The organism is Flavobacterium sp. AJR, assembly GCF_002156885.1.
Lineage (GTDB): Bacteria > Bacteroidota > Bacteroidia > Flavobacteriales > Flavobacteriaceae > Flavobacterium.
Genome location: NZ_NCWQ01000027.1, coordinates 30,055 through 42,779, shown reverse-complemented (window position 1 = coordinate 42,779; position 12,725 = coordinate 30,055). Strand labels below are relative to the sequence as shown.

The 12,725-nt window shown below is 31.3% G+C and carries 14 protein-coding genes; 9 read left to right on the top strand and 5 right to left on the bottom strand.

What is annotated here, in order from left to right; all coding sequences use genetic code 11:
• Positions 1-130 precede the first annotated feature (130 nt).
• On the top strand, positions 131-907 hold the full coding sequence (murI, locus tag B8T70_RS08915; RefSeq protein WP_039118380.1) for a glutamate racemase: 777 nt from the start codon (positions 131-133) through the stop codon (positions 905-907).
• A 3-nt stretch (positions 908-910) separates the two neighbouring features.
• Here murI and B8T70_RS08910 read toward each other — a convergent pair whose 3' ends face one another.
• Together B8T70_RS08910 and B8T70_RS08905 are read right to left on the bottom strand one after the other, a co-directional pair.
• Positions 911-2,149, bottom strand: coding sequence for an OmpP1/FadL family transporter (locus B8T70_RS08910; RefSeq protein WP_086894641.1), 1,239 nt, complete (start codon positions 2,147-2,149; stop codon positions 911-913).
• A complete protein-coding gene (locus B8T70_RS08905) occupies positions 2,150-3,475 on the bottom strand; it encodes a DUF4270 family protein (RefSeq protein ID WP_086894640.1) in 1,326 nt (441 codons plus the stop codon).
• Between the two features lie 229 nt (positions 3,476-3,704).
• Here B8T70_RS08905 and B8T70_RS08900 point away from each other — a divergent pair, with 229 nt between their 5' ends.
• The 5 genes from B8T70_RS08900 (at position 3,705) to B8T70_RS08880 (ending at position 7,859) form a co-directional block, all read left to right on the top strand.
• Positions 3,705-4,550 (top strand): DUF6268 family outer membrane beta-barrel protein, encoded by an 846-nt coding sequence (locus B8T70_RS08900; protein ID WP_086894639.1) that lies wholly within the window; start codon positions 3,705-3,707, stop codon positions 4,548-4,550.
• A 15-nt stretch (positions 4,551-4,565) separates the two neighbouring features.
• The gene (locus B8T70_RS08895) at positions 4,566-5,561 is read left to right on the top strand and encodes a galactose oxidase (RefSeq protein WP_039114843.1); all 996 of its coding nucleotides are present in this window, start codon (positions 4,566-4,568) and stop codon (positions 5,559-5,561) included.
• A complete protein-coding gene (locus B8T70_RS08890) occupies positions 5,545-5,904 on the top strand; it encodes a DUF4907 domain-containing protein (protein ID WP_240474752.1) in 360 nt (119 codons plus the stop codon). Before B8T70_RS08895 ends, B8T70_RS08890 begins: the two co-directional genes overlap by 17 nt.
• Positions 5,905-7,014: a sensor histidine kinase gene (locus tag B8T70_RS08885; protein WP_039114845.1), complete on the top strand. Its 1,110-nt coding sequence runs from the start codon at positions 5,905-5,907 to the stop codon at positions 7,012-7,014.
• A 131-nt stretch (positions 7,015-7,145) separates the two neighbouring features.
• Positions 7,146-7,859 carry a LytTR family DNA-binding domain-containing protein gene (locus B8T70_RS08880; protein WP_039114847.1) on the top strand — a complete coding sequence of 238 codons (714 nt, stop codon included), beginning with the start codon at positions 7,146-7,148 and terminating at the stop codon, positions 7,857-7,859.
• 6 nt (positions 7,860-7,865) lie between these two features.
• On the opposite strand, the gene B8T70_RS08875 is transcribed toward B8T70_RS08880, so the two are convergent.
• Both B8T70_RS08875 and B8T70_RS08870 read right to left on the bottom strand, forming a co-directional pair.
• Positions 7,866-8,381: a gamma carbonic anhydrase family protein gene (locus tag B8T70_RS08875; RefSeq protein ID WP_039114849.1), complete on the bottom strand. Its 516-nt coding sequence runs from the start codon at positions 8,379-8,381 to the stop codon at positions 7,866-7,868.
• Between the two features lie 27 nt (positions 8,382-8,408).
• Positions 8,409-9,398 carry a type IX secretion system membrane protein PorP/SprF gene (locus B8T70_RS08870; RefSeq protein WP_039118374.1) on the bottom strand — a complete coding sequence of 330 codons (990 nt, stop codon included), beginning with the start codon at positions 9,396-9,398 and terminating at the stop codon, positions 8,409-8,411.
• A 163-nt stretch (positions 9,399-9,561) separates the two neighbouring features.
• Between B8T70_RS08870 and B8T70_RS08865 the strand changes: the two genes are divergently transcribed.
• From B8T70_RS08865 to B8T70_RS08855, 3 genes are all read left to right on the top strand, one after another.
• A complete protein-coding gene (locus tag B8T70_RS08865; RefSeq protein WP_086894638.1) occupies positions 9,562-10,461 on the top strand; it encodes a NifU family protein in 900 nt (299 codons plus the stop codon).
• 179 nt (positions 10,462-10,640) lie between these two features.
• Entirely contained in the window at positions 10,641-11,087 is a 447-nt protein-coding gene (locus B8T70_RS08860; RefSeq protein WP_086894637.1) for a hypothetical protein, read from the top strand.
• A gap of 103 nt (positions 11,088-11,190) precedes the next feature.
• Positions 11,191-12,003 carry a mechanosensitive ion channel family protein gene (locus B8T70_RS08855; protein WP_039114858.1) on the top strand — a complete coding sequence of 271 codons (813 nt, stop codon included), beginning with the start codon at positions 11,191-11,193 and terminating at the stop codon, positions 12,001-12,003.
• Positions 12,004-12,014: 11 nt separating this feature from the next.
• Here the strand turns inward: B8T70_RS08855 and tsaB are convergent, their stop codons facing one another.
• Positions 12,015-12,683 carry a tRNA (adenosine(37)-N6)-threonylcarbamoyltransferase complex dimerization subunit type 1 TsaB gene (tsaB, locus tag B8T70_RS08850; protein ID WP_086894636.1) on the bottom strand — a complete coding sequence of 223 codons (669 nt, stop codon included), beginning with the start codon at positions 12,681-12,683 and terminating at the stop codon, positions 12,015-12,017.
• Between the last annotated feature and the right edge of the window lie 42 nt (positions 12,684-12,725).

Here is a 12,725-nt window from a genome sequence, read left to right as displayed (position 1 = left end):
AATAAAAAACTGCTCGCCAATAAAATGGTTCGAGCAGTTTTTTTTTATACATAAAAATTAATTTTATTCCACTCAAAAATCCTAGTTAAAGGCTTTTTTTTGATTCCAAAAAATACTTAACTTTGTTTTTATGACAAACAATAATCCCATAGGCGTTTTCGATTCAGGCATTGGTGGCACTTCTATTTGGACTGCAATTCATCAGTTACTTCCTAACGAAAAGACAATCTATTTAGCAGATACTAAAAATGCTCCTTATGGTCAAAAGACCAAACAGGAAATAGTGGACTTAAGTAAAAAAAATGTAGATTTTTTACTAGATATGGGTTGTAAACTAATTGTTGTTGCATGCAATACCGCAACTACAAATGCTATTAAAGAATTAAGAGAACAATACACTGTTCCATTTATAGGAATAGAACCTGCAATAAAACCAGCTGCAACAAATTCAAAAACGCAGACTATTGGAATCCTGGCTACTCAAGGTACTTTAAACAGTGAGCTTTTTAACAAAGCAACCGAAATGTACCAAGACACCAAAATTATTGAACAAGTAGGTCATGGTTTAGTACAATTAATTGAAAATGGAGATTTAAATTCTCCTGAGATGGCTCAACTTCTTGAATCTTACCTCAGACCAATGATTGAGGCTAATATTGATTATTTGGTATTAGGATGTAGTCATTATCCATATTTAATACCTCAGATAAAAAAAATATTACCCGAACACATTCATATTATAGATTCAGGTGAAGCTGTTGCAAAACAAACGCAAAATATATTACGCGAAAAAACAGGATTTAATAATGGCCCTGTAGATGAACCAATTTTTTACACTAATGGTAATCCAAAAGTTTTATCGGATATACTAGAGAATAAATACAAAGTTGAAGAGAAAAATTTTTAACTATTAATCAATTTTTCTCTTAACAAACCATAAACCATCCAATGATAAATTGAGAGATATTTTATGGTAATTCTCTTTTATAAGTCCATCGCCAATTTTCCCTTTTTGTCCGTAAGAGTACGAAATATTTAAAGTAGAAAAAGAGTTACTCTCTAAAGGAAGCGTTAATCCAAGCGAAAAAGACACGTTTTTAACCCTCTGATTGTCGACTTCCAGATAACCAGTATCATAATTTATTCCCGTTCCATACCCAATACGATCTACGTATTTACGAGCATTCTTTTTACTCTTATAAGAAACTCCGAATGCAAATCGGTCTTGATTTACAAAATCTCCATACAATTCTGATTGCTTAGTGTCGTTCCAAAGGCTCTTTTCATAATCAAAAGACATGGTCAAATTATTTTTAAAAACCTTGCTAACCCCTACTCCAATTTCTGTAGGCAAATAAAAATCATCGACGTCTGAAGCTGTATCAGAATCTGTGGTTATCGTGCCCGAATCTCCTACAATTGTTACACTTTGTACTTTAGAAGCTTTTATTCTTGATGGTGATTTAAACGTTGAGCCAATTGTTAATGTAGAATCTATTTGATATTGAACTCCAAGAGTTGGTCTTAGCCCGTTGTAATTAGTTTTTTTGTTAATGTTAGTAATAGAGTTCATTACCGTATAATACCTATCATCTGTAGTGCTACCAAAAAGTACAGCCGCAGAAAGTCCCAAAGACAGTTTTTTATTGATTTTGTAGGCGTACGAGAAATCAAAATTATTTAAACCTCCAGTTCCTGTTACATCTAAATTATACTTATCCTGACTGTTTTCTATTGGAATTTTTAAATTTGAAATTTTAAATGCTCCACTCGAATAAGGCCGTAAAGCAACACTAAAAGCCGACTTTTGTGTAACTGGAAAAGCAAATGCAATATGAGAAAACTGAGCATTATTACGGTTCTCAGATTTTGAATTATTTTGATATGTGGTTTCGATAAATTTACCTCCAACATCAAACAAAAAATGGTTTTGATACATAAATCCTAATGAAGCTGGATTAAGATTATTAATAAATTCATTAGATGGTAATGCAATTCCCGAAGAGCCAATAGAAGGAATTGGCCCAAAATCTGAATCATATAAACTACCCAATCCGTAAAGTGAATATGGAGAACTAGAAATACTTTGAGAAAACGATGTCAACGACATTAAAACTAGTAAACTTGCAAACGCTATTTTATTTTTCATTTAATAAGTGATGTAATAAATTTTCAATTCCATTTTATTGCTTTGTAATTTCTGATTTCCCAAAACAAGTCGATTAACTGCTTTATTTATATTAGGCTGTGTAATGATTAATGAGGATTTCAGATCAGACTGTTTCAACATTTCTTTTTGCAAAAAACCTCCTATCGCAATTTTGTATGCTACATTTTCATCAAACTCATCACTAGCTTTATTTAATAAGGCATACATGGCTGCACCCGACGAATTATTAAGCGTACCACTAATTCTGTTTAAATTATCTCCTACATACACACGTAATGAATCAGCCAATGGATATATCTTAGAATAAGAATTGGCAACTGGTTTTATTATCAATTGAGCGTCTACAATTGCTCCTTTTTCGGCTATATATTTAAGTTTCTTTATACCTGGAAAATCAATCCTACAAGCAATTCCTGTTCCTGACTGAATAAACCCCTTATTCTCTGTTTGGGAACTTGGTAATTTACTCGATGAAACTGGCAAGTTCTGAATAAGTGTACCTGTCCTGTCTAATGAGATATTATTAAACTGCCTGGAAGCATCCAGAATAGAAAAATCTTTTATTAGAGAAGTTTCAGATTGCCCTTGATGTATTGAGTAATAAAGCCGCACTACACTTGTTGCTTGATTAAACCCGATAACACTCGATGAATTTGCGGTAGATGATGTAAGAACCATTCCTTTTAAGTATTCTGTAAATTCATCAAAATTGGTAACTTCCTTTTTCTTTAATTTCTGAAAGAGCTCTGAACCAAAAACATCACTCATTCTTATATTAATAGAATCTTTTTCAGTTGGTCGGGGTTTATATGAAATCATCCCCAAACTTTCAGGAGCATAAGTTAGAGTCGAATTATTGTAGAAATTTTTATCCTCCTTATTTGGCTTTACTTTTTGAGTTAATCGATGAATATCGAATGTCTGAGTTTGGGTTGTATCTCCAAAAAAATAGTTATCATATCTCAGAACCATTGCAATGGAATCAAAAACATAATTTGGCAAATTCGTATCTGAACCTCCTGTATTTAAGTTATAATTATTTGCAATTAATTGGAGGTAACTATCCGATTTTACCTTCCCAAAAATAGGATCTACATAGTTTCCTACCAAAATCCTTTTTTGACTAGATGTAACCAATGAATCAAAATTGATAGTAGACATATCAACTGTTAAAGTATCAATCAAGATTACTTTATTCCCTACCGATAAATAATCCGAACCAACAACAAATTCTCCGGCATCTCTATCCGAATTACAGGAAGTCATAAAAACTCCCAGAAACAGCGGTAACAATAACTTGTACATAAATATTTTTTGAACAAATATAAAATGCACTTTTCTAGAGAACATCACAACATATACAGTCTAGGCTTTTGTATCTATAAATAGAACAAAACAATCTATAAACACTAAGCGATAACAAATACATCATTCAGCACTAAAATTTGCCATTTAGTCTATTGGAAGTGCCGATATATATATCTTCTTTTTTTAAAAATAATATCATAACTACTTTTGAACCAATAAATAAATAATGAAAATAAAAACTTTACTATCCTTACTTATTATGGTTCCGATGTTTACAATTTATGCTCAAAATGGCTATAGCGTGGATTTGAACATAAAGACAGAACCTGCAGATAAAATCACATTAAACGAAACAAGCATCGGAATTTCGGCTTATAAAAACATCGATACCAAAAACAAGATTACAAATACATTACAATACAAAAATATCAGAGTTAAGTATGACATAGAAAACTATGATTTTAAGTACAATTATAATCCATATAACAGTATTAAAAACACATTAGTAGTTACACATCTATTAACACAAAAAACAACGTTGAACCTAGAAATAGAACCAACATTAAATTTTCAGCAAAACCTTAATCTTTCAGATTTATCGGTTTTAGGAGGATTAGAGATTAATAAGATTATAGATAAAAACAACACAATAAATATTGGAGTAAAAAGGACGAATGCCTTAGGATTACCCAAAATAACTCCCACATTTTCTTTTTATCATAAAATAAGTGACGCTGCTACAATGACTATTGGTTTTCCTAATTCAGCAATAACATATTCTAACAATGAAAGAAATGTATTTAGGCTGACAAATAGTTTTAATGGAGATTTTTTTAATCTGGATAACACTAAATATTTAGACGGTAATACAGCCACAAAAGCGAGTTTATCTCAAATTACTACTGCATTAGAATATGAGAGAAACATGGATGGAAATTGGTTTGTGAATTTTAAAGCCGGGTATGATTTTAATAAAAAATACCAATTATCAAATCATGATAACGATAACGTTTATGATTTTAATATCGGCAACAGCTACATTCTTAACATTGGTATAAAATACAAACACTAATAAATATAATACATTATGAATAGTTTAAAAAAAGGAATATTATTCGCAACATTTATTACGAGTCTCTCTTTTGTAGGCTGTAGTAATGATAATTCCGATGATGAATTGATGGGAAACTGGATCAAAAAATCTGCTTTTGATGGTCCTGCAAGATCTAGTGCTGCAAGTTTTGTAATTGGAGCATATGCTTATGTCGCAACAGGATATACTGGAGATGAGTATCTAAAAGATCTTTGGGTGTACAATTCTATAGGTGATTATTGGGAGCAAAAAGCACAATTTCCAGGAGTTGCCAGAAGCTCTGCATCTGCTTTTGAGTTAAACGGAAAAGGCTACATTGGTCTTGGTTATGATGGTACTAATAAATTAAAAGACTTTTATGAGTACAACCCCGCAACGAATGTTTGGGAACAAAAAGCAGAATTTGCAGGTACGGCACGTTATTCGGCCGTAGGATTTCAAGTTGGCGGAAAAGCCTATTTCGGCACAGGTTACGATGGTAATTATCTAAAAGATTTTTATCAGTACAATCAAAACTCTAATACCTGGACTCAGGTAAATGGCTTTAGTGGAAACAAAAGAAGAAATGCAACCGTTTTTGTAATTAATAACAAAGCATATTTAGGGACTGGTGTAAATAGCGGTTCGAATCAAAATGATTTCTGGCAGTTTGATCCAAGCACTGATCTTTGGACTAAAAAAAGAAATCTCGACGATAGCGAAGATGACCATGAAACATACTCAATAATGCGCTCAAATTCCTCTAGTTTTACTATGAATGGCTTAGGATATATTGTTTGTGGAGAAGGCTCAAAAACAATCTGGGAATACAACCCAATTACTGATTTATGGCAAGAAAGAACCTCGCTAGAAGGTGCCTCAAGAACTGACGCTGTTGGTTTCGCTATTAATGATAGAGGGTTTGTTTTATTAGGCAGATCTGGTTCGTCTTATTATGATGATGCATGGGAATTTAAACCTCTGGAAGAACAAAATGATGATGACAATTAATATCAAAAATCGATTCTTCTGGGCAAAAATCCAGAAGAATTCTTATTCTTCGGTCTCAAAAATCATTGCAGTAATTACTATTTTATTACTTGTAGCTTGCAATAAAAAAGAGAAATATCATGTAGAATCTATAAAAACCGCTACTGGTTGGGGATACACAATTGCTAATGATGAAAAAATCATAATCAAGCAAACCATAATTCCTGTTATTGATAATAACAAGAGCTTTACTACCGAAAAAGAAGCCTTAAAAACTGGGAATTTGGTAGTAAAAAAGCTTGAAGCTAATTTATCACCAACGGTAACAAAAAAAGATTTAATTTTATTAGATATAACTATCTAAATGAACGTCGAAATAATCAAGAATACTAGTTCTAACAAAATACTATTTCATAGTGTTATATGGACTTTCTTTATCCTAACCTCATTGATTCAATTTTACGAAAGCCCGTTCCAGATAACGCCTGATTTTTATGTTCAATGGATTACTGGAATTATATTATTTTATCTAAACTATTTCTATTTAGTTCCAGCATTGCTTTTACAAAAAAAGTACTGGCTCTATTCCGTATTTATTATAGCTCTAATTGTCACTTTTATAATCATTCGGGATAGTTATTTCATACCCGATATACAACTAGCCAGGAGAATGCCTCCGATGAAAACAGTTCCTAGTGAAGGACCTCCTGTCCATTTTAAGAATATTAAATTTAGAACTACAATGGTTACTCAGCCCTTGTTTTTTAAAATAGCTCCTTCGTTTTTTTATATTTTAATAGTAACTATAAGTGCTATTATTAAGACATTATCAGAATTTTATAATAACCAACAAAATAAATTAATAGCTGAGACACATCGTACAACTACTGAGTTGATTTATTTGCGAAAACAGACAAATCCTCATTTTTTGTTCAATTCATTAAATAGTATTTATTCTCTAGCACATAAAAAATCTGATTTAGTTCCAGATGCAATCGTAACATTGTCTGAATTGATGCGCTATATGTTGTATGAGACTGACAATAAAACGGTAGCTCTCGAGAAAGAGATAAACTACATTCAGAATTACATTGAGTTACAAAAATTAAGACTAAACAACATCGAGAACATTACTATTAATGTACATGGTGAACCTAAAAACAAATTTATAGAACCGTTATTGTTAATCTCATTTGTAGAGAATGCTTTTAAATATGGAACAGATTATAAAGGAGCTGCTTTTGTAAAAATTAGAATAGTTATCGGACAAAACAGCTTGGATTTTTGGGTAGAAAATAAAGTAGAAAACTATAAAAAAGACCCTGAAAATTCTGGAATTGGATTAACTAATATTCAAAGTCGACTAAACCTTCTTTATCCAGATGCACACGAACTTAAAATAACCGAAACAAAGAAATTTTACAACGTACATCTCAACTTAAAACTAGACGAAATACAAACTGCTATCACTTAAGATTAAGTTAATAATGGTCTAGATAGCAATAAACTATAACAGGAAATTAACTATTGAAAATCTAATTTTAACTTGTCTTTAGTGGTCAAGTTATATTTTCGTATCATAAATTTATCTAAAAAAGACGACAAATGAAATGTGTAATTATAGATGATGAACCTCTGGCAGTCGAGTTACTTAAGGATTTTGTGAGTAAAGTCGATTCTTTAGAGTTAGTAAGTACTTTCAATAACGCAATTGATGCTATTTCTATTATAAATCAAACGAGTATTGATTTGATATTTCTGGATATTGAAATGCCTCATTTTTCAGGAATAGATTTTTTAAATGCTATCGAAAAGAAACCTTTAGTCATTTTTACAACAGCTTATTCTGATTATGCTGTTGAAGGATTTAATCTTGGTGCTGTAGATTATTTAGTAAAACCAATTCCGTTTCATCGTTTTTTAAAATCGGTTGTAAGAGCACAACAATTATTTAATCCGTTGCATATTCCTGCAAGTGTAAATCCTATTTCGGCTCCCGAAATCAACCATGATTTCATGTTTGTAAGAGCCGAATATGAGAATGTAAAACTAAACTTTTCGGATATTTTATTTATCGAAGGATTAAAAGATTATGTAAAAATTTATACCACAGACAATAAGTACACCTTAACATTAATAAGCCTTATAAAGCTTGAAAATTTACTTTCGAATAAAGGTTTTTCCAGAATTCACCGATCGTACATTATTAATATCAAACACGTAAAATCAATTCAAAAAAATAAAGCTTTGATTGGAGATAAAAGAATTCCTATCAGCGAAAGCTATAAAAATGCTTTCTTCGAAAAAATAAATTTGTAACTACCTCTACTCTTCTTTAAACCAGCTGGAATACATTACGTAATTATTAGAAATACGTTCTATTTCGCCAGCAAAATCAGATTGGTCTATATCTTTTACTTTCTTTGCAGGAACTCCAGCATAAATACTACCAGAAGTTACAACTGTATTTTGTGTTACTACAGCGCCAGCAGCTACAATAGCATTGCTCTCGACAACGCAATTATCCATTACGATTGCTCCCATTCCTATTAATACATTATCATGTATCGTACAACCATGTACAATTGCATTATGCCCTATAGAAACATTATTTCCTATAATCGTTGGATGCTTTTGGTAAGTACAATGAATAACAGCACCATCCTGAATATTTACTTTATTCCCGATTTTAATAAAATTTACATCTCCTCTAATCACAGCATTAAACCAAACGCTGCATGAATCTCCAAAAGAAACATCTCCTACAATCGTTGCATTTTCGGCTACATAACAATCCTCTGGAATATTAGGTGTTTTTCCGTTTACAGATTTTATCAACATGAAATTTATTTTTAAAATGAATTATAATTAGTTTATTGCAGGACAATCGCAATCATATCGTTCACGCTTACAGAATAAGTTAAGTCCCAAAGTAATTTGATGGTATGCACCGTTATCAAACTTTACATTACCCGTAACTTGCGAATATGTGTAAGCAAACATGAAGTTTTTATAATTAACCCCTAAAATAGGAGTTATGTATTGTAATTTTTGAGTAGATATTCCGGAACCATTATAATATTGGGCTCCATCAAAACTTCTTCTATATGATAACCCAGCCCAAAGACTACCAAAATCCATATTCTTATATGCTTTCAGATTAAAATCGACTAACTTCTCTTTGGTTTTATCAAATAATTGAAAAAGAACTGAAGGTTCCCACAATAATTTCTTTTTATTTCCAAAGACATATCCTGCACTCAAAAGATATTTTCTCAGATTATCACTTTCAAATTCTGTATATATTTCTCGTCTTGATTCAACAGCTCCTTGAACTGTGGCATGGGCATAAAAGTTAAGATAGTTATATGATGCTCCAAAATCTACATTAAAATAAGTATCCTTTTGAATATCTCCAACAACAATTGGATCAAATGCTTCAAAAGCTGTTTCGTCTAACTGATTCTGAATTACACCTACATTCATACCAAATGAAAGCTGATTTAAATCTATTTCATCTCTAGAAAAAAGAATATGATATGCATAAGTAAGTTTAACTCCTTTTTGAGAATGATAACCATTTTTATCATTAAAAACTATAATTCCAGCTCCTGACCTACTATCTCCAATTCGACCATTAAAACTTAATGTTTGCAATGTTGGCGCATCATCTTGACCAAACCATTGCTTACGCGCTGTTAATCTAAGTTTTGCACAATTTGCCGCACCAGCCATCGAAGGATGTATCAAATAATAATTATCCGATAAATAATCTGAATAAACAGGAATCCCTTCTTGAGAGTATGAATAAGAAAATATAAATAATAGAAAAACTGAATATTTAATTTTACTATACATTGGGGGCAGGTTTATTAAAGTAGGTGTTAAAATTTTATTTTAGTATTAAAATATGGTAAAAATTCCTAAGATTGAGGAAATAATACGCTATTTTCATATTAAATATCAAATATAACTATTAGTAGAAAATAACTTTAGTAAATTTGTAAAAAATTACTAAATCATGACAAAACTCACTATAAAAGAAACACAAAATCCTACTATACTAAAATTCGAATTTCCTGACTTTATAACTAAGAATGAGAGCTTTGAATTTAAAAATATTGATGAAGCTAAAAACTCTCCATTAGCTCAAAAACTTTTTCATTTACCATTTGTAAAAACCGTATATATCTCAGGTAATTTTATTGCTATCGAAAGATATAGCATTGTTGAATGGGATGATGTAAAAGATGCTGTAGCTGAACAAATCGAAGCTTTTGTAAACGATGGTGGAGTAATAATAAGTATTGACGAAAATAAACCTAAAAAGCAGCCAATAACTGTTTATGGTGAATCGACTCCTAATCCTGCAGCCCTAAAATTTGTAGTAAGCAGAATGTTGACTAAAAATGCAATAGAATACAAAAATATTGACCAAACTGCATCTTCTCCATTAGCACAAGAATTATTTAAATTTCCTTATGTAAAAGAGATTTTTATAGATGAAAATTATATTTCGGTAACTAAATATGAAATTAATGATTGGCAAGAAATTACTCTTGAGCTAAGAACTTTCATTAAACAATATATTGAAAACGGAGGAACAGTTTTAGACGAAAGTCTGATAGAAGTAGCAACTAAAAATGATGTTACTAAAGATGAAGCTTTTGATAAACTGGATACAACATCACAACAAATTATCAATATATTAGAAGAGTATGTAAAACCTGCGGTAGCTGCCGATGGTGGAAATATTGCTTTTGATTCTTATAATGAAACGGATAAAACTGTAAAAGTGATTTTACAAGGAGCTTGTAGCGGTTGTCCGTCATCAACGTTTACACTTAAAAGTGGTATCGAAAATATGCTAAAAAGTATGCTAAATGACGATAACATAAAAGTAGAAGCTGTAAATGCATAACCCTTCATTTCTATAAAAAATTTAAAAAAGCGCTTCAATCGGAGCGCTTTTTTATTGTCGTAAAAAAACGAAACCAAAAACACAAACTACTTATTATCAATAAATTATTACTCCGTAAATAATATATTTCTTTAAAAAAAGATTAATATTGTAATCTAAATTAATCAACAAGAACTATTATGGGATTATCAACATTTTTTAAGAATTTGTTCGGCACTGCCAAGGAGTCTGCTACAGAATTAGCAGACCAAGCCGAAAGTACATTTGAACAAGCAAAAGAAGCTGCTGCTCCTTATCTTGAAAAAGCCGAAACATTTGCCGAAGAAACCATAGGCAAGGTTAAAGAAGCATCGGCTCCATATCTTGAAAAAGCGGAAACATTTGCTGGAGAAACTTTCGAAAAGGTTAAAGAAGTTTCTGCCCCAATATTAGACAGCGCTGAAGATTATGTAAATCAAGCAAAAGATACTGTGAGCGAATATGCTGGAAAAGCTTCGGATGCTATCGAAAAAGCAGTTGATTCGGTTAAAGAAACTGCTTCAACAACAGCTGAAACTGTTACTGAAGAAACAAAATCACTTGCTGCCGATGCCGATGAAGCTTCGGATAAAGCATTAAATAAATAGTTAAAGATGATCTCGATTTTTAATTAATAAAATAATTAATTTTTATCTTTGTCAAACTAATTCAAACCTTCTCTATGAGAAGGTTTTTTTATATTAAAAAAAAATGAATCTAAATCCAGAACAAATTAGTGAGTACGTTAATCAATTTATAAAAATATTAGTTGATTATTCTCCAAAACTAATTTCAGCTTTTCTTATTTTATTTGTAGGACTCTACATTATTCGTGTTGTAAATAGAGTAATGCGTCGAATAATGGTAAAACGTAACCTCGACCCTACCTTATCTAAATTCCTTGCAGATATTTTATTGTGGGCATTACGAATATTACTATTTGTATCATTTATCTCTAAACTAGGAATTGAAACATCTTCATTTGTAGCTATTCTAGGTGCCATGGGTCTTGCAGTAGGTTTGTCACTACAAGGTTCCCTTTCTAATTTTGCAGGAGGTATGCTTATAATTGTATTTAAACCTTTTAAAGTTGGTGACACAATTGAAGCACAAGGTATTATTGCAACCGTTTCTGAAATACAAATATTTGTAACTAAGTTGCTTACCGCAAACAATCAAACTGTATTTGTACCAAATGGAGCTTTATCTAATGGCACAATTATTAATTATTCTATGCAAGGTCAACGCAGAGCTGACTTAACATTTGCAATTGCTTATGATGCTGATATTAAAAAGGCAAAAGATATTCTTGAAAAAATATTAGTAGACAATCCTAATGTGCTTAAGAATCCTGCGCCAGAAGTTTTTGTAAAAAACCTAACAACTAGTTCTGTAGAATTTGCAGTGCGTCCTTGGGCAAAAAATGAAAATTTCGGAACTGTTATTTCTCAGACTTTAGAAAATTGCAAAATTGCTTTAGACGAAGCAGGAATTTCTGTTCAGCCTTATACTCTTCAAAAATAAAATAGTTTTTATTACTTTTTGGGAGTTGTAACCATAAAATCTTTCAAATAGTAAGGTTCAAAATAAGCGACATCTACAATGTCGTTTATTTTGAATTTATCAAAACTTATAGTACTCATTTCTTTTGCCGATGGGTATTTAACTTCTTCTAGAAAAATAAAATTTTCTTTTGTTAAAACTGGTTTGCATTTTTCGGCACAATCTCCAACAAAATAAATTGTTTCGGTATATTCTTCAAAAGAGTTTTCGGTAATAATTTCAGCCAAAATTTCTCTTTGCTTTTCTAACTTTGAGTTAAACACAGCACTATACACTTCCATTCGTCTAGCATCTAGCATCGGAACAATTAAACCATTTGTAACATTTGCCTGAGAAGCTAATGTTTGTAATGTATCTACAGCTATTAATGGGATATTCAGGGCAAAACATAACCCTTTTGCAGCCGAAACACCTATACGCAATCCTGTGTAAGATCCAGGTCCCTGACTAACTGCAATTGCAGATAAATCCTTATAAGTAATTCCTGCTTCCTGAATACATTCTTCGATAAAAACATGTAATCTTTCGGCGTGAGAATAGCCTTCTTCAGAGATTTCTTTGTGCAGAATAATTTTTCCTTCTTTTGCTAAAGCAACAGAACAGTTCTTTGTAGCGGTTTCAATATTAAGAATGTAAGCCAAACTAATTTTATATTTTATGGAAACAAAAAACAATCTAATTCT

Bases quoted from the DNA above. Each gene is read 5' to 3' on its own strand.
- B8T70_RS08890 (WP_240474752.1), top strand. From the start codon at position 5,545: ATGATGATGACAATTAATATCAAAAATCGATTCTTCTGGGCAAAAATC.
- B8T70_RS08855 (WP_039114858.1), top strand. From the start codon at position 11,191: ATGAATCTAAATCCAGAACAAATTAGTGAGTACGTTAATCAATTTATA.
- B8T70_RS08875 (WP_039114849.1), bottom strand. From the start codon at position 8,381: ATGTTGATAAAATCTGTAAACGGAAAAACACCTAATATTCCAGAGGAT.
- B8T70_RS08895 (WP_039114843.1), top strand. From the start codon at position 4,566: ATGAATAGTTTAAAAAAAGGAATATTATTCGCAACATTTATTACGAGT.
- B8T70_RS08900 (WP_086894639.1), top strand. From the start codon at position 3,705: ATGAAAATAAAAACTTTACTATCCTTACTTATTATGGTTCCGATGTTT.
- B8T70_RS08880 (WP_039114847.1), top strand. From the start codon at position 7,146: ATGAAATGTGTAATTATAGATGATGAACCTCTGGCAGTCGAGTTACTT.
- B8T70_RS08870 (WP_039118374.1), bottom strand. From the start codon at position 9,398: ATGTATAGTAAAATTAAATATTCAGTTTTTCTATTATTTATATTTTCT.
- murI (WP_039118380.1), top strand. From the start codon at position 131: ATGACAAACAATAATCCCATAGGCGTTTTCGATTCAGGCATTGGTGGC.
- B8T70_RS08865 (WP_086894638.1), top strand. From the start codon at position 9,562: ATGACAAAACTCACTATAAAAGAAACACAAAATCCTACTATACTAAAA.
- B8T70_RS08905 (WP_086894640.1), bottom strand. From the start codon at position 3,475: ATGTACAAGTTATTGTTACCGCTGTTTCTGGGAGTTTTTATGACTTCC.
- B8T70_RS08910 (WP_086894641.1), bottom strand. From the start codon at position 2,149: ATGAAAAATAAAATAGCGTTTGCAAGTTTACTAGTTTTAATGTCGTTG.
- B8T70_RS08885 (WP_039114845.1), top strand. From the start codon at position 5,905: ATGAACGTCGAAATAATCAAGAATACTAGTTCTAACAAAATACTATTT.
- B8T70_RS08860 (WP_086894637.1), top strand. From the start codon at position 10,641: ATGGGATTATCAACATTTTTTAAGAATTTGTTCGGCACTGCCAAGGAG.